Below are 18,841 nucleotides of genomic sequence, written 5' to 3' on the forward strand. Positions count from 1 at the left end.
ATTTAAGTCAATTAAGTATTATTTCTTAATTACTTTTCGTACTATTCTCTTTCCATCTGCATATTCTATACAGAATAAATACATTCCAGAGGACAAATTACTTGTATTATAATAAACCTTATCTGAACCATTAGGGTTTATAATATCAATGGTTCGTCCATTGATACTTCTAACGCTTATTGATTTTACATTTTGTGTTTTTTCTAAAATCAATTGATCAATAACAGGATTTGGATAAACACGAATCTCTTCAATCGACACTTCATCTATTCCAGTTGTGGCTATAGTGACTGTCTCAAGCATATCTTCTCCACTTATTGTAAGACTACTACTAAAAACAGAATAGCCATCAATAAGAATCGAATAATCGTAAGTTCCGTCTTCCAACTTAATCTCTGCTTCTCCTAGAGTATTTGTCGTCAACTCTTGATCGTTAATATCAATAATAACACCAGATAGGAAATTCTCTGTAGAACTAACAACGAACTTTAAGTTATAAACATTAGCAGCAAATTGAGCTTCTATTGTCATATCCGATTGTACATCGATATCGGTACGTGGATTAACAATAGTTCCATCGCTCCACTGAGTAAAGTGATAACCGGCATCGGCAACTGCGGTAACAGCTGTCGCATCAGAACCTTTCTCTACTGTTTGTGAAGTTGAACCCGTAAGTATTCCATTTTCACCTGCTGTATAAGTCAAAGTAAACTGTGGAAGCGCATCTTTTTCAAATTGGGCTTCTACTGTTATATCTAACTGTACATTTTCATCAGTACGAGGATTAGCTTTAACACCATCACTCCACTGAGTGAAGTGGTAACCTGCATCAGCTATTGCCTTAACAGCAGTCGCATCAGATCCTTCTTCTACAGTTTGAGCTAGAGTTCCTGTCAATGATCCGTTTGCACCTGCTACATATGTTAATGTATACTCTGGTGTTGGATCAATAACAAACTCAGCGGTTACTGTCATATCCAATTGTACATTAAGATCTGTACGTGGATTAACAATACTTCCATCGCTCCACTTAGTGAAGTGGTAACCTGCATCAGCTATTGCCTTAACAGCAGTCGCATCAGATCCTTCTTCTACAGTTTGAACTAGAGTTCCTGTCAATGATCCGTTTGCACCTGCTACATATGTTAAAGTATACTCTGGTGTTGGGTCAATTACAAACTCAGCGGTTACTGTCATATCCAATTGTACATTAAGATCTGTACGTGGATTAACAATACTTCCATCGCTCCACTTAGTGAAGTGGTAACCTGCATCAGCTATTGCCTTAACAGCAGTCGCATCAGATCCTTCTTTTACAGTTTGAACTAGAGTTCCTGTCAATGATCCGTTTGCACCTGCTACATATGTTAATGTATACTCTGGAGTTGGATCAATCACAAACTCTGCAGTCACTGTGATATCAGACTGTACATCGATATCAGTACGTGGATTAACAGTATTTCCATCGCTCCATTGAGTAAAGTGATAACCGGCATCAGCTATTGCCTTAACAGCAGTCGCATCAGATCCTTCTTCTACAGTTTGTGGCGTTGAGCCCTCAAGTGTTCCATTTGCACCTGCAATATAAGTTAAGGTGTAAAGAACTACAGCGTCTTTCTCAAACTCTGCACCCACAAAAATATCATCAGATACAGCCTTGTCGATACGAGGGTTGTCAGTTCTTCCATCTTCCCATTTGGAGAAGTGGTAGCCTGCATCAGCAACAGCTAAAACAGAAGGACCATCTTCGCCTTTGTTAACTTCAAGCACAATACCTCCGTCAACATTGCCTTCTAGAAATCCATTTGGACCGGCAGTGTATAGTAGCATGTACTGAATAACAACAACAGCATCCTTTTCAAACTCAGCGGTTACTGTCATATCTGATTGTACATCGACATCGGTACGAGGATTGATAATACTACCATCGCTCCACTTTGTAAAGTGGTAACCAGCGTCTGCTACGGCAGAAACTGCTGTCGCATCAGATCCTTTCTCTACAGTTTGAACTAGAGTACCTTCTAATGAACCGTTTACACCTGCAGTATAAGTTAAGGTATACTCTGATGTTTCATCAATTACAAACTCGGCAGATACCGTAATATCAGCATTAACAGACTCATCAATACGTGGATTAACAGTACTTCCATCGCTCCATTGAGAAAAGTGATAACCGGTATCAGCTACAGCTATTACTGCTGTTGCATCAGAACCTTTTTCTACAGTTTGAGTTAGATTTCCTATTAATGTTCCATTTGCACCTGCTACATAAGTCAATGAATATTGGTCAATTGGAGCGGTTTCATCTAACTTAATATCGTCAATGATCCAACCAAAATCCCATTTTCCCTGATACGTAAACTTAAACTTGACATTTGATTGTCCAGCAACTCCATCAATTAACTGATTGAAAGCTTCGGCTTCGCTAAGCGTCGTATCCCATTTATTAACAGATTCCCAAGTCGTTTCGCCATCAATACTATAAGAAACTTCAGCATAAGCTGAGGCATCATCATCATTTTTAAAGAGATGAGTAAAGGACAGGTAAACGGTTGAATATCCACTTAAGTCAAATTTTGGACTAATTAAATCAGCAGTTTGCGAAGTTTTATGATAATTTGCTGAACTATTAAAATAAGCATTATTTCCAGTAGTCCCTATCGTCTTAGCAGAACTATAATATTCAAAAGTACCATACTCCCATACATATCCTTTCTCTGTTGCAGGATTTGACCAACAACTTGGCATAGATGTGGAAGCATTGAAATCTTCAAGATATGGTAAAGATGTTATTGGTGTACAATCTCTTGTAAACATCGCTGTAACACTAATATTTGCAGTCACATTAACATCTGTACGAGGATTGTCAGTTTTTCCATCACTCCATTGTGAGAACAAATATCCCGAATTGGCAACTGCGGTAACTGCTGTACCATCGGCAGCATGATCAACAGTCTGATTAAGATCACCTGTTAATTCTCCATTAGAACCAGCCTCATAAACTACTGTATAATTTGACGAAGGAGCTGTTCCAGTTAACTCAATATCATCAACACACCAGTAATAAGCGTAAGAGCCAACATAATTCCATTTAAAACGAACGTTAGATTTTCCTGCAACTGCAGCAATTTCCTGATCGAATGTAGCAGGATTATCAGTATTAGCTCCCGTCCATGTTTCAATAACAATCCAATCAGCGCCATTAACACTGTACGAAAGTGTAGCAGCAGACGAAGAGTATTTTTTGAAATAATGAGCGAATTTAAGATTCACTGTTGAACATTCTGATAAATCAAATACAGGACTAATCAAATCCGCATCTTGTCCGTCACCAGAACCATATTCATCACTATCGAGAATCGCAAAGTTTCCAGTGGTTCCACTTAAGCCACTGCTTTTTGTTTTAAATTCCCACACTTCAATTCCTCCGTTGTTACTCACATTCTGCCAATCAACAGGCATTGTAGTGGCATCGAATCTTTGAGTATATGGTAAGGTATAAACTCTAGAAAACTCAGCAGTAACAGTGATATCTTTACTTGCGTTCACATCGGTACGAGGGTTATCTTTAACGCCATCGCTCCACTGAATAAAAGCATATCCAACAGAAGGAGTCGCTTCTACTGCTGTACCTGATTCACCAACTTTTACAGTTTGTGTAGTTACACCAGATAAAGAACCATTTGCACCCGCAACATAATTTAAAGTAAAACTAGCATTAGGGTCAACTCCTGATATTTCAATATCATCGACACACCAGTAGTAAGCGAAAGATCCTTTGTAGTTCCATTTAAAACGAACATTGGATTGTCCTGCTACTTCGGCAATTGTTTGATCAAAAGTTGCAGGATTATCAGTACTTGCACCAGTCCAAGTTTCTATCTGTACCCAATCACCTTCGCCAATACGATACGAAAGCGTAGCTGCCGACGAACTGTATTCTCTGAAATAATGGGTAAACTTAAGGTTAACACCTGTATATGTTGATAAATCGAAGATAGGACTGATTAAGTCAGCATCTTGACCATCGCCAGAACCATAGTCATCACTGTCAAGAATGGCAAAATTACCAGTACTTCCTTTCAAACCAGTAGTCTTGGTTTTAAATTCCCATACATCAGAAGTTGTATTATTACTTAGATTTAACCAATCAACAGGTAAAGTTGTTTCGTCGAATGATTGAGTATAAGGCAAACCATAAACCTTAGTGTACTCAGCAGTCAGATTAAGACTCATTGTAACACCAACATCAGTACGAGGATTATCTTTTACGCCATCGCTCCACTGAACAAACAAATATCCATCTTCTGGAACAGCTTCAACTTCTGTTCCTGTCTCACCATGGTTCAAGCTTTGTGCTGTTTCTCCTGTTAGAGAACCATTTGTACCTGCATGATAAGTTAATGTATAAGTGTTGATTTCGAACTGAGCTTCAACAGAAATGTCAGATTGAACATTTACATCTGTACGGGTTTCAGTTTTAACACCATCAGTCCACTGTACAAAATGATAGCCTGCATTGGCTGTCGTAATAATTTCAGTTGCATCACTACCCTGCTCTACTTCCTGAGAATTATCACCAATAATGATTCCATTCCCATCAGTTGTATAGCTAAGTGTGTAAACGGGCAATGGCAATGTTAACACAACATTCTCAGTTATATTAGCATCAGCAACTATTAGGATTCCTGAATAATCAGCAAAACCCGCCTTAGTCACCACATAATTGTATGTTCCATTAATCAACTTTACAACAAGTTCGCCATTAGCAGCAGAAGTCAGGTTTTGATTATTAATTTGAATATTGGCACCTTCAATCGCATTACTACCTTCTGTTACATTAAATGTAACATCATAAGCTGCAATATCGTTAATGGTTAATGTACCATCTCCTAAAGTCAAGTCGTAATTATTATCAAGACCTCCTGTTAGAGTGATAGCATAATCATTAGGCAAACTGTTCTGAACAGCAATTGTACTTAAAACTGGTTGCTCATCAAGTACATCGACCATTTCATCATTTACCCATCCTTTATAAGAAACAGTCAATTCAGGAATAGATAATGTATAATCAACAGATTTATCATCAGCAGTAGCTGTAAGTTCAGCTTTATTTACTGTGAATATCTTCTCAATAGCAGTTGCTGTAAGAACATTGTTGTTACCTATTTGAGTGGCTGTAATAGTTGCATTACCGGCTCCTACAATATGAGTAGCACCACCAGCAACAAGAAGGACATCGGTATTACTCGAAGCAAAACTCACATCTAATCCAGATGTCGCAGTGGCTCCTAAGTTGAAATCTAAATCGCCATAAACCTTATCAGTGACAACTGTCCAGTTAATAGTTTGCGATTTACGTAGAGCAACAGAATAATTATTGGATGCTCGTCCATTGGCTGCCTTAACAGTGATTACGATTGGTTCTGTAAAATCAAGAGAAGTTGTTTCGCTTGTAATTTCAGTTCCATTTACAAAAGCTCTTGCTCCTGCCGAAATCGTGAAAGTAGGCTTAAGACTTGTAACTTCTAGAGCTGCATCAACATCGAATGTCATTGTTTGTTGAACAGGTGAAGCAATTAAATCCGTAATTAATAATGAATTAGCAGCCTGCACGAAGCTAAATGTTTCCAATTCGCATTCGGCACCTAACTCCGATTTTATGCTATACTTATAAGTTTCGGAAAGCGCTTTTCCAAACATAATAGCTTTAAAATCGATTTGTAAAGGACTAACTTTCGAATTAGAATAATCATTTTCAGTAATGCCCGATGTTTGTTCAACACCGTTAATTGTTACTGAAACATTCGGATAAGTTAACTTATACTCAGTAATTATAGTAGCCAAATCAGTTGCTTTAGGAACTTCAGTCTCAAAATGATTGCCTCCTAAATCCGTCAACTCGCAAACTTGATCTTTAAACTTGATCTCATGTAAAAGTTGGCTTGGCTCTGCCCAAATACTACCATCGACATCAGTGACTTCAGCATTTTGTATGCTTGCTGATATGTCTCCAGAATAAACACCTGAATTATAAAAGCCTTCGTCGAAACTGAATTGAGCCAATAAACCTGCTGCATCAGTAGCAACATGATTATACAAGCCTGACTTTACCTCATCTACAGAACGCACATCAGACCAAACACGAACTTCATCCATCATCCCTTTAAAGGCACGTTGCAAACTCGCATTATTACCAATATAAAGGTGAGAATCAGAATTATCAGCTATTTCGCCAGGTACTGATTTAACAACTGTAATTTCCTCAACACCATCAATATAAACCTTAACTTCCTTGCTGGTGCTATTAAACGAAACAGCAACATGTTGCCACTTATTTAATTCTACAGAATTTAACATGGTATACACAGCTCCACCACCAAGAGATACCACTAAACAGTGACTAGGGTAATTGGTATTTGTTTCGCCATGAAGGAAAATAGTAGCTGCTTTACCTTGGAACAATCTACCGAAACCTATTGGACCACCATATCCTCCATATGACTGAGGATTGATCCATGCTTCGTAAGTAAAATCTTGAATGTTGACATCATTAAGAGTTCCTGCATCTACCAAATCATCTACCCCATCGAAATTAAGGGCATAAAATCCGTCAACCGCAATTACCGAAGTATTGATCGTTTTATTTAGCTTATCATTTTCAGGATCCATATCGCCTTCAGCAAGACTGTAAATCTCTACTGAATGTGAACCCTGAACAGAAAGATCGGCTGTTGTAGTAAATGTGTACTCAAAAGTGCTAAAAGCAGCAATTTCGTCTGCAACTGTTTCTTTGACTTCTGCTCCCCCATCAATTTTATAAGCCACATCGAAACCAGAGATAGCCTGTGTAGAATTATTACTGATGGTAGCTGTTACCACTTCAGTAGTTGAAAGTCCAACACCTGAATTCAAACCTGTTTCTGTTACAGATAAATCAATGGTAATTGGATATGCAGGAATCAGATTAATCATATAATCTTCAACCTCGCCATTATTACTATATTCCGATGAACAAGGATCTAGAACATCTGCTGTCGTTGCTCTAACACGCATGTATTTCTGTCCTAATGTGGCACCTTCAGGAATTGTTATTGGAATAGCATAAGTCTGAACACCATCACTTGTAACAACGCTACAAGCATCGCCATCATTCGAGTAGTCAGCATCGTCGTTCCAATCTATCCAAACAGCAATTTTCCCACCATCAACATGACCATTAACCTCAACCTCAATAGATTGTGTTGTAATATCGTTATACAATGGGAAAACGGTTGATCTGTAATAACCAGGTCCGGAATTGCTTTGTTCTGTTGTTGATGTAGGATTACTAACATCACCTTTAGATACATTGGTTAAAAAGAAAAAACCCGCAGAGTAAGATGCAGCTGAATAAGAAAGACAATAATTATCATTTATTATGGTTCGAGTGATTAAATTATCGTCCATATTATCATCAACATTTACAACTCTTGCTGAAATGTCATGTCTTGCGCCAACAGGTAGTAAGTTTGCAAGTACTAAGAAAGTATGAGAACCTTCGGTACCAGCAGGTATAGCACCCATATTTTCTTCGGCTAGCCATTCGTTATCATCAATTTTGTATTGAACCAAAACTTCCTCTACATCAGTCGCACTGTTATTTTTGACATTAATTTTAAGAGAAGTCGCTTCAGGGTAATAACCATTGTACTTGGTAATATTACTAAGGGTAAGGATATTGTTCGTTACCACTTCAGAGGCATCGACCTCAGTAACTTCGGCGTACCAACCAGATTTACTGTTTTTAGAATCCGAAGTAAATACGATGGTCATTTCACCATCGTCATTTGTAGCGGTATATTCTAAATCAGAAGTATCAGGATTACCTGTAAGCGTAGCGATAACTGGTGAGCTTCTGAACGAATTTCCATCCAGAATATCCAAATTATCGTAACTGTCTTCCAAGTCTAAATCGATAAACTTAATCTTCACCTTAGAACCACTTGTGGTAGGCTTAAATGTGACAGATCCACTAAAACTGTTAGAATAATCCAACACTTTAGCCCCATCATCGGTGAATTTTAAAATATCAGAAGTCACCTTCTTGGTATTAGATACTGATTTTGTATCAGGCATGAAAAAATAATCACCCAAATTAGCAGTGCTAAATTCTGATGTATTATTTGTATCATCTTTGTCGCCTGCCAATGCAGCTGTAGCTACAATAGCATAAGCTCTGTCGGAGGTTGAAAAATCGGCCTTCTTTGTAAATGTGTATTCAATTCTTGTAAAGGGTGCAATAGGACCAGCTATCACCTCATAAACAGGAGCACCTCCATTAATCGAATAACTAACAGGAATATTAGAAATAGCCTGTCCGCTGTTATTTTTCACTTTTACTGTTACATCGTTACTTGCTGATAGGGTTGTTGCCTTTTCGGATGAAGCAAGAGCAGAAAGAGAAATATCGTATTTGGGCTGATAGATTTTAATATGACCCAACTGTATAGAATCTTTAGGATTTCTTAGTGCTGCCTGAAATTCTAATGGGAATGATTTTCCGGCATAGTCACTAAGATTCCAATACATGATATATTCACCTGATTCAATGGTGTTAATCACGCTTTTCCCTAATGTATTCGTTAATGGGTTTCCATCAACTAAAACTCGAAAGTTAGCATTTGTTTCCTCGCCTGAATTAAACATTTGAGCGGCAGTTCTCATCCAAAGCTCTCCAGAAATACCTGCAGTATTAAGCTGGCAAATTTTAGCAGAAATAACATCCTCTGGGTTATTTTCGAAAACATCGCCAGTTGCATCCCAATCTTCAGTATCTTCAGAACCAGCCATATATAAACAATGGGCCTGTTCGTAAGTAAAAACAGTAGGTGTATAACCAAAATTTGTTCCAGTCTGATTATTCACACGTACAAAATCACTAGGATAGTGTTCAAAACTTTCATTAAAAGGAAGCTTTGCTGCAGTTAAATCAAGTGGAAGAGATGGATTTACAATCAGTGCATAAGATCTCTCACTTACAGTCTCACCAAAAACACTAGCTACTGAGAAAATATTTCGCTCTTCGGTTAAACTTGGCAAATCAAAATTCGGAGTCGCAGATTCTCCAATCTTAGTATAGATTCCTTGATTTACATCAGCTTTTAGAATCTGATATTTATCAGCGCCTTCAACTGGTACCCATGACAAACTCCATCCATCAGTTCCACAATCGGGAGCAGTTACTTTTAAATCTGTTGGGACAGCAGCAATACTAAAGGCAGCATTACACACATCCATAGTTCCATCCTGAACCACACGAAGTAATCCTTTACTCGTCGTCACATCAGGAATCGTAACCACTAAATCCTGAGTTCCATTGGGAACATTATTAGCAATACTTTTAAAGCTAACACCATTGTCTCCAGAAAATTCAATCGTTTGCGTACCTGTATATCCCGATGATTCCCATCGAATAGCAACATCATCTCCAGGTGCAAATTTCTCGTCACCATTAGGATAAACCATCATTAAGTCTTGCGTGTTATAATAAAACACCACTGAAAACTGCTGAGGCCCTTTTGGCACTTCAGTTCCCGAAACCTTAATGGTATAATCTCCAGCTTCAGGCTTATTTATAGTCACCTGCTCAGCATTATTAAGATTATCGATACCTCTTACCGCTTCTTTGGTCGGATCGTTAGCATCTAAAATCCATGGTTTTGTTTCTTTACCATTTTTTAGAACCGTTAAATCAAGGTCATTAACAAGTGCCTTAGTTGTTGATACTGTACCATAGTAATCACTCCAAACCAACATGACTTTTAAATCAATAGCATTGGTAGGAACTGGAATGGTAAAAGTGAAATCTTCACCATTTTCAACAGATCCGATAGCGAACTGATTTTTCTCAAAAGTTTTAACAGCTTTTAATGCATTAATAATACCATAACCATAAGAATAATCAGGACCAGGATTCCCCTTGTCTTCAGCAGTATTACAAACAGCTGCTTTAACCAGTGAAGCTAGAGGCTTTTCCCCTTTTAATTCATTGTAACGCTGATACAGCAAAGCAAGTGTTCCCGATACAGCTGGAGTAGCCATAGAAGTACCACTCATAAAACCGTACTCATTGTTATAAACACTTGAATAAGTATCGACACCAAACGAACAAATATGAGGTAATAAACGACCATCATCCATAGGCCCCCAGCTACTGAAATAACTCATTTCGGTTGCTTCATCCAAAGCTCCAACAAGAATCACATTCTTAGATCTTTTTGTTGATGTTGAATAGTGAGAAGGAGGACAATCGCTCTGATTGTTCCCTGCTGAGAAAACATGAGTTAAAGTAGGGTAAAACTGATTAACGATTTGATCTAATTGAGCATCGCTAGCTGAATATTTAGCTAAATAATCACAATTCCCACGCAGGCTAATACCATATGAGTTTTGAGTCACATCAATATCAAAGTTCTTAGCTGCATATAACATCTCTTGTTGAGAAGTCATTTTATTAGATTGAGGACCACCAAAATTATAAGTATAAAGCGTTGCCTCAGGAGCCATTCCCTTGGCTTTAGGATCAATTATACCAGCACCAGCTACTGTTCCCGAAACGTGCATTCCATGTTCACTTGGACGCTCATACTCCATGGCATTTAAACGATTCCCCAGGTCAGGATGTTGCTGAACACTACCGTCCCAAACACCAACGCTAATACCTTTACCTGTTAAATTACGACCACCTAAGCCATTTTCACTAAGTATAGTATTACGGTTCATTGTGCGCCCCTGAATATTATCGATAGTTTCAGGTAAAGCAATATATTCTATCCATTTAACCCAAGGCTGAACTGCCAATTTTTTGACAGATTTTATAGGCATATCGATAGTAATCACATTAAACTCTTCAGCAATATGATTTAGTCTCATATTGTGGGACTGAAGAAAATTCTTGATATCCGCTACTTGAGCTCCATCAAAGTAAATAACATTAACTTTAGCAATAACATCATTCACCTTTGCATGGGCAGGAATATTCCCTTCCAAAACTCCTTTAGATGTTTTACTCAATGCATTTATTTCATGAATTGAAATAATTGAAGTGGAAGAAAGCTGATCTGCTAACTCACCTTTCTTAATTTGCGCATAATAAGTATTGTTTTGAACATAGGAATTCAATTCAATACCTTTAGCTTTTAAACGTTTTTTTTCGACCTCAGTAGGAATACCCCTAAACTGAAGCAATACATAATTTTTGCCTTTATAAGAACTCGCATCCAGCAATTTCCTTTTGCCTGAAATATATTCTTCGACATTTTGTTCGGCTTTGTATTTACCCTCTCCCACCAGTATCTCCTTTTGGGAGAAACTTTGGAGTGCAAAAAACAATAGCACACATAATAAATAAACTCTTTTCATATGTAATATTTATAGTTAGTTAGGTACTTATCGTAAATACGATATGATGTAAAATAAACTCAATTACATGACAAATATCATACTTCGAAAAAGCAATGCAATATATTAAATATTACGAATAATAAAACCTTACATATTAAATTACAATACTTAATAGTGAACATTCAGAAAACCAGACACCTACATAACTTAATTTTAAATATAACAGAATAGCAAGACATGCAATATCTTTAAAATGAGACTATTAGTGAAAACACCTAATTAATTCAACAAATTACTACAATGCTATTTATAAGTATTATAGGTAACATTGCAAATACGAAAACTCAAAACTTACCATACAAACAAAACAACATGTAATAGAATAAATAATTTAATAACCAATTGAAAAGCCACAGCAAACCAAAACAACAAGTCACCAAAATAAACTTCACAATACAGATCGTAACACATAACATAAAATAATAACACAATGCTTCAATATTAAATTAAAACATAGAATAATTGGTCATTATTAAAAAAAAATCATTGATGTAATTTGCAATATACAAATCAAAATAATCTGAATTTCTATTAAACAAACCCTCTGCCTGTCCCTACAACAACAATAACACATAACTATTTATTAGTTTTTTTAAAAAAAAACTTAACGTCTTAAACTCATCCTTGATTTCATCAAGCTTTTTATTATCATATAAAAAAAAGGGCATCCCATACGGGATGCCCTTTTAAAATTATATTCTAAGTTGATTAGTTTGCTAATCTCTTTAACGATTCACTAGCTGCCTGAATCAATGGCTGAGTAGATAGTTTACTACCTGTAGCCTCTATCATCCACTGGTTAGGTGTTAATTTACCTTGCTTAAAGATACGATCAACTTCATTAGGGAAGCTTCTACCTTTAAGTTGTTCCTCTAATTGGAACTCAATTACATTACCAAAAGCATAGTTTGATAAATATAGCGGGCTATTTAGCATGTGTGAATATACAGCTAAAATGGTCTGATCTTTCATGCCATAAACAGGAGCATAAAACTCATTCCACACCTCTTTGGCAATCCGCATAGTTGCATCGCGAAGTTGAGCTGCATCTGCCTCTGGATTTGCATATAACCACTTCCAAACACGGATATCAAGAACTGATACACCCATAATTTCGTAGGCACTCCAGAATAAATCCAGTTTCTTCAAAGCATCTTTCTGATCAGATTCATCATTTCTACCTAAAAGTAGCATATCTCTCTTTTGAAAGATGAAAGCTAAAGCCTCAGTAAATGCTGTATTTGGCACACCATTCATGATGAAATTATCAACATCATATAAAGAAATTGTTTGCTCAACATTGTGTCCAAATTCATGAATCGCAATATTGTAGCCTTTATAGTCCATTCCTTTAGCACCAATTCTGGTACGCAAATGAGCTTTTTGTCCTTTTTTAGCACCACCCCAAGCATGTCCTGAACCTCTGGCTGGATCAACAGCAATATGGTCGGCAAGAAATTTAGATCTGCCCTCAGAGAAGCCTAATTTCTTTAATAGGTTACCCAAGTCAGCTTCAAGAGCTGCGGCATTAGGATACAGTTTTCTAGTCTGAGCATCAAGCTTAGACTCATCCATACCACTACGCGCTTTAAAACCGTCGTACCAAATATCAAATGGCTGCAAATCACGTCCTAATCTCTCCTTAATAAATTTACCCACTTTTTGAGTTTCCTCTGATCTTAAGAAATCAGTGAAAATTTTCTCGGTATTTTGGTGTGAAATCTCCTTTGCTCCGGCATACTGTCTTTCGATAAAAGTACTCTCACCTGGGTAATATGGGTCGATAGCCTTATTAGCATGGAAATTATTTAAGATCTGCTGGTATCTCTCATTAGGTTCTGGAGTAGCTTCAATAGTTTTACCATTCTGGTATACCACATTTGTATAGGGATCCCATTCGAAATTTCCACTATTGATTACTTTTTCAGGGATTTCTTGAGAAATAATTCGTTGCATCACCTGATAGATAATCTTCTGCTTATCAAGTCCATCTACCGAATTTGCATAATTCGCTTTAATTTCGTCACGTAAGTTCCAGTGCGAAAGAAGAACCTTATCCTCTGGAAAAAAACGTTTATCATTAGCATCAGTCAAATGACCAACAAAAATATTGTAGTCTGCGATATAAAGATCCGCTCCTGCGGCTGCATTATTCGCATTTTGCAATAATTCGGCAGGAACTCTAGCCGTAAAATAGTCACCTAAACGAGCATAAGCCCACTGTTGACGATTCCATTTCCCAGCCAAAGCTTCTTTCTCTTCAAGACTATAAGGAGGAAAGTTTAGAGCAATAATAAATGCAATTTTATTCTTGTAAAAATCATCTTGCCAATGCGCATCAACGCTATAAGCTCCAAACTCATTATCGATAGCGTGCTTCTCAAAAGTGTTTAAATGTACAGGCTCTAATAAATCAAGAGTGATCTTATTAAAGTAGCCTGTAATAATCTCGATATTTCGCGATATTTTATTGAATACCAACTCACGTTCATCTTTATCAGCAACGAAGTTTGCTTCACAAAAAGTTTTAAACTCTGCGGCAGAACCATCATTTGCAATCCAAAGATTAGCAACATGCTTCACTCCTCTAGCTAAAAGGCTAGCGTCAGCCTGAGGGTATTTTGCTTTTAAAGCACCAACTGTTGCATCAACTGTCGATTTATCGATATTCGATTTTTCAACACTAGTCGTCTTTGTTGTTGTTTCGTTTGGTTGACAAGCCGTGAAAAATAAGGCCGTACATACAAACAGAAGTAGTTTTTTCATTGTATTTAGATTAGGTGCTCCTTTGAGCTAGTTGTTTTGATTCCCGCTAAAGATAGAGTTTTCTACCAAGTGTAAAAATGACAGGGCTCAGGAATTTTAATTATGAATTAAGAGTTATAAATTATAATTTGATTTTCGATACTTATAGATTCTTCATTCATAAATCATCATTTATAATTCATAATTATGCAAGGCCTAGTTCATCAGCAATTCCCTGCATAGCTGTTAATACACCCTCAATTAGCTCTCCTAGTTCAAGTCCCAACATTTCAGCACCCTTATCAATTGTTTCACGATGACAGCCCGCAGCGAAGTTCTTTGTCTTCCAGGTTCGTTTTACCGATTTAACTTTAACATCCATTATCGATTTAGATGGACGTACCAGTGCGGTTGCAGTAATCAAACCCGTAAGTTCATCTACAGTATATAAGGTTTTCTCTAAGAGTGAAAGAGGTTCAACTTCGGTGCACGATTCAAAAGCATGAGCCTCTACTGCTCGAATATAATCCTCTGGCCAATTAGCCGCTTCTAAAATCTCACGGGTTTTGATAGTATGTCTATCTGGTGCTACCTCCCAATCCATATCGTGAACCAACCCAATGATACCCCACTTCTCCTTGTCCTCTCCATGAGCTTTTGCATAATAACGCATAACGGCTTCTACTGCCAAGGCATGCTTTACTAAACTATCTGTCTTGATATATTGCTTTACGAGTTCGAAAGCTTCATTGCGGGTTGGTATATGTTTCTCCATCTTATAAACTGTTTGATTTTATGAATGATCCCCTAAAATATCTAAAAGTTTTATCCTCAAGCCTATTCTACACAATTAAATCACAAAACCTTTACTTTTTCAGTGCCGATTATGATCATTCATTTTTAAAAACAGTTTATTTTAAGTATATTAAGACCTTCAAATCTTATTATATTATTTATGAAGAAAGACAACAGAAGAAAATTTATACAAAAATTAGGAGTAACAGTTGGTGCAAGCGCACTTTTAGATAGCGAAGCAATGGCATCGGTTGCCAATATGCAAACAGGTAAGGATATAGAGCGATCAAGGTTTTTAAACAACTATGAAAATTGGGTAAATCAATACATCAGCGTTGTTGAGAAAGAAAAATCTGATAAAAATAATATGGCCAACAAACATCGCATTATGGATCTTTCGCATCAAGCCAAAGACTGGCAAGAGAAGATTGCAATCTATTTAAATGACGATACTTTTAAACAACGTTACATTCAATTATCTATGCGTTTATCGGATAGCATTAGCAGTGAGCTTGAAGCCTAACCATTTTTAAGCTCAATAAGAAAGAATTTCTTTAAGACATAAGGATTCTCAATCGACTAAGTATAAAAAAAGCCCCGACAAAATCGGGGCTTTTATGTGAAGAACAGATTTTTAATTTTCTGTTAGAATATTATCATCGTACTCTACTTCGAATCTTAACTTATGCTTAGCCTCTTCTTGTGCTAAGTTTAAGAATAACTTCTTCTCAACTTCATCAGTAGTTGCAGCAGCCAAGTCGCTATATAATCTGAAAGCAGATTTCTCTTTCTTCATAGCAATAATTAAAGCTTCCTGATAAGTCATATTTGCTTTATCTTCGTCTACTTCAACTATGTAATCAGCAATTTTCATATCAGCAACCTTAGTCTCCGAAAATTTCTGTCCCTTACCATTCTTGATAGCTTCAAGTTTAGCACGGTGTCCCATCTCTTCGATAGCGTATTGCTCAAATGTTTCCTTAATTTGCTTATGCTTCATTTTAGCTGCAAGAGCTGTATAAAATTCAGCCGCCATAATTTCTTCATTGATGGCGAAATCAAGAATGTCGTTTATTGATTTGAACTCTTTCATATTAAGAATTTTTAAAATCAGTATTATATATAAGTGTGCGTATTAAACTTACACTTTTTATTCCAATTAGTTAGACAGATATTTTTCAGTCAAATAGATATTCATATTCTTAGCAGCTTTTCTACCATCACCCATTGCAAGGATAACAGTTGCACCACCACGAACGATATCACCACCAGCAAACATTTCTGGAATAGATGACTGCATCTTATCTTTTACAACCTCAATAGTTCCCCACTTAGAAACATCAAGACCTTCAACCGAGTTAGGGATTAATGGGTTTGGTGATACACCAACAGCCACAACCACAACTTCACAATCTAGAATACACTCTGATCCTTCAACTGGAACTGGTCTTCTACGTCCTGAAGCATCTGGCTCTCCTAATTCCATTTTCTGAACCTTCATTTGAGATACACGACCATTTTTGTCAGCCATATATTCAATTGGGTTAGTCAATGTCATGAACTCAATACCTTCTTGCTTAGCATGGTGAACCTCTTCAGCACGAGCAGGCATCTCTTCTTCCGAACGACGATATACGATAATAGCACGCTCAGCACCTAAACGCTTAGCAGTACGAACTGAGTCCATAGCCGTGTTACCACCACCAACAACTACAACGTTCTTACCTCTTAATACAGGAGTATCAGATTCTTCGCTATCAGCACCCATCAAGTTCACACGAGTCAAATACTCATTTGATGATAAAATACCATTAGCATTCTCACCAGGAATATTCATGAAGCGTGGTAAACCAGCACCTGATCCTACGTAAAATGCTTTATAACCGTCAGCCTTTAAATCATCAATACTAGCTGTTTGACCTACGATATAGTTAGTGATGAATTTCACACCCATACGACGTAAACTTTCAATCTCAACATCAACTACTGCGTTTGGTAAACGAAACTCAGGAATACCATATTTCAATACACCACCAATTTCGTGAAGGGCTTCGAATACAGTAACGTCATAACCTAATTTAGCCATATCGCCAGCAAATGATAATCCAGAAGGACCTGAACCAATTACAGCAACTTTAATTCCATTTTCAACAACTATTTCTGGTGTAGAAACGTGTCCTGACTCTCTTTCGAAGTCAGCAGCAAAACGCTCCAAGTAACCAATTGCAACAGCAGGCTGGTTTAATTTCGTTACGTAAAAACACTTTTGCTCGCACTGTAACTCTTGTGGACAAACACGACCACAAACAGCTGGCAATGCAGATGTTTCTTTCAATACTGAGGCAGCTTTAAGAATATCATCGCTCTCAATATACTTGATAAACTTAGGAATATTAATGCTTACTGGACATCCTTCCATACAAGTTGGATTCACACAGTCCATGCATCGGCTCGCCTCAACTAAAGCTTGCTCCTTAGTTAAACCGGTATTAACTTCGATACGTTGTGATTGGATACGTACTTCTGGCGCTGTTTCAGCCATTAGTGCTCTCTCAATCGACATACGATCTTTAGCTTTTATCTTCTTCTGAAGAGCTACTCTCCAGTCTTGTTTTCTCTCGTTCTTTATATATTCTTCAGACCGTTCCATTGTCCAGGTATTTTTGTGTTGCTATTCTTAGAATGAATTCTCTATTTCTGAAATTTCTCAAACATGTCAACTTCTTCCTGCTTATAACCACCAAGACGTGACATCATCTCTTCAAAATCAATTTGATGTGCATCAAATTCAGGACCATCAACACAAGTAAATTTGGTTTTACCACCAACAGTAACACGACAAGCGCCACACATACCTGTACCATCAACCATGATACTATTTAAACTAGCAACAGTAGGAATTTCATATTTCTTAGTTAATAGAGAACAGAATTTCATCATGATTGCAGGACCAATAGTCACACACTCATCAATTTTCTCTCTCTTAATAACTTCTTCCATTCCCTCAGTAATTAAACCTTTTTTACCATAGGAACCATCGTCAGTCATGATAATCAACTCATCAGAATGCTCACGCATTTGATCTTCAAGAATGATTAAATCCTTATTACGAGCTGCCAAAATAGTAATCACCTTGTTTCCAGCTTTTTTATAAGCTTCAACGATAGGCAATAAAGGTGCATTTCCAACACCACCACCACAACATAGGATTGTACCTAGTTTGTGAATCTCTGTTGGCTTACCCAGTGGCCCTACTAAGTCAGTAATATATTCACCAACTTCAAGATCACACAATTTGGTAGAAGAAACACCCATTTTTTGTACAACTAGGTCAATTGTTCCTTTTTCTACATTAGCACCAGCAATGGTCAAAGGAATACGCTCTCCTTTTTCACCAACACGTAGAATTACAAAATTTCCCGGCTTACGAGACTTTGCAATCAAAGGCGCTTCTACAACGATTTTTACGATTTTCTCTGAAAAATGTTCTTTTTCAACTATCTTGTTCATCACTTTCTATGATAAAATAAATAAATTTTAACTTTCAAATTTCAATCAAACTACTGAATACTAAGAGATTTAACTCCATGCAATCAATAATAATTAAGACTTCAAATGTAAAGAGTAAGTGTTAATCACCCTTCATTTTATAGTTTTTTTTTACTGTCTAAAAATATTTTAGTTTGAGTCTAAATTAACACTCAATAGCGATGTTTTTCTTTAATCAACTAGGCTTTTAGATAGATTTATATATCTAGCCAAAAAACAAAGCATCAACACAATAAATAATAAAAACACAAATTAGATATAGCTATTAGGCTTTATATTGAAGAAATAATTATTAAATATGTTGATT

Annotated in this window: 7 protein-coding genes; 1 reads left to right on the plus strand and 6 read right to left on the minus strand. The window is 36.8% G+C overall.

All coding sequences use genetic code 11. The features are described 5' to 3' along the window. Window positions 1–18: 18 nt before the first annotated feature. The 3 genes from ACXR6G_RS01610 to ACXR6G_RS01620 all read right to left on the minus strand — a co-directional run bounded on the left by ACXR6G_RS01610 (window position 19) and on the right by ACXR6G_RS01620 (window position 14,965). Window positions 19–11,403, minus strand: coding sequence for an InlB B-repeat-containing protein (locus ACXR6G_RS01610; protein WP_458359648.1), 11,385 nt, complete (start codon window positions 11,401–11,403; stop codon window positions 19–21). Between the two features lie 750 nt (window positions 11,404–12,153). Further along, on the minus strand, window positions 12,154–14,211 hold the full coding sequence (locus ACXR6G_RS01615) for a hypothetical protein (RefSeq protein WP_458359649.1): 2,058 nt from the start codon (window positions 14,209–14,211) through the stop codon (window positions 12,154–12,156). Window positions 14,212–14,395: 184 nt separating this feature from the next. Continuing rightward, window positions 14,396–14,965, minus strand: a complete 570-nt coding sequence (locus ACXR6G_RS01620; RefSeq protein ID WP_458359650.1) for an HD domain-containing protein — start codon at window positions 14,963–14,965, stop codon at window positions 14,396–14,398. Between the two features lie 180 nt (window positions 14,966–15,145). Between ACXR6G_RS01620 and ACXR6G_RS01625 the strand changes: the two genes are divergently transcribed. Beyond that, window positions 15,146–15,508, plus strand: coding sequence for a hypothetical protein (locus ACXR6G_RS01625; RefSeq protein WP_458359651.1), 363 nt, complete (start codon window positions 15,146–15,148; stop codon window positions 15,506–15,508). Window positions 15,509–15,619: 111 nt separating this feature from the next. Here ACXR6G_RS01625 and ACXR6G_RS01630 read toward each other — a convergent pair whose 3' ends face one another. The 3 genes from ACXR6G_RS01630 to ACXR6G_RS01640 form a co-directional block, all read right to left on the minus strand. Next, entirely contained in the window at window positions 15,620–16,078 is a 459-nt protein-coding gene (locus tag ACXR6G_RS01630; RefSeq protein WP_458359652.1) for a ferritin family protein, read from the minus strand. Window positions 16,079–16,144: 66 nt separating this feature from the next. Then, window positions 16,145–17,635 carry an NADPH-dependent glutamate synthase gene (gene gltA, locus ACXR6G_RS01635; RefSeq protein WP_458359653.1) on the minus strand — a complete coding sequence of 497 codons (1,491 nt, stop codon included), beginning with the start codon at window positions 17,633–17,635 and terminating at the stop codon, window positions 16,145–16,147. Between the two features lie 41 nt (window positions 17,636–17,676). Beyond that, window positions 17,677–18,495 (minus strand): sulfide/dihydroorotate dehydrogenase-like FAD/NAD-binding protein, encoded by an 819-nt coding sequence (locus ACXR6G_RS01640; RefSeq protein WP_458359654.1) that lies wholly within the window; start codon window positions 18,493–18,495, stop codon window positions 17,677–17,679. Window positions 18,496–18,841 lie beyond the last annotated feature (346 nt).

Source organism: Ancylomarina sp. YFZ004 (genome assembly GCF_054254355.1).

Coding starts and splice junctions, on each gene's coding strand:
- ACXR6G_RS01610 (WP_458359648.1), bottom strand. CDS start 11,403: ATGAAAAGAGTTTATTTATTATGTGTGCTATTGTTTTTTGCACTCCAA.
- ACXR6G_RS01615 (WP_458359649.1), bottom strand. CDS start 14,211: ATGAAAAAACTACTTCTGTTTGTATGTACGGCCTTATTTTTCACGGCT.
- ACXR6G_RS01620 (WP_458359650.1), bottom strand. CDS start 14,965: ATGGAGAAACATATACCAACCCGCAATGAAGCTTTCGAACTCGTAAAG.
- ACXR6G_RS01625 (WP_458359651.1), top strand. CDS start 15,146: ATGAAGAAAGACAACAGAAGAAAATTTATACAAAAATTAGGAGTAACA.
- ACXR6G_RS01630 (WP_458359652.1), bottom strand. CDS start 16,078: ATGAAAGAGTTCAAATCAATAAACGACATTCTTGATTTCGCCATCAAT.
- gltA (WP_458359653.1), bottom strand. CDS start 17,635: ATGGAACGGTCTGAAGAATATATAAAGAACGAGAGAAAACAAGACTGG.
- ACXR6G_RS01640 (WP_458359654.1), bottom strand. CDS start 18,495: ATGAACAAGATAGTTGAAAAAGAACATTTTTCAGAGAAAATCGTAAAA.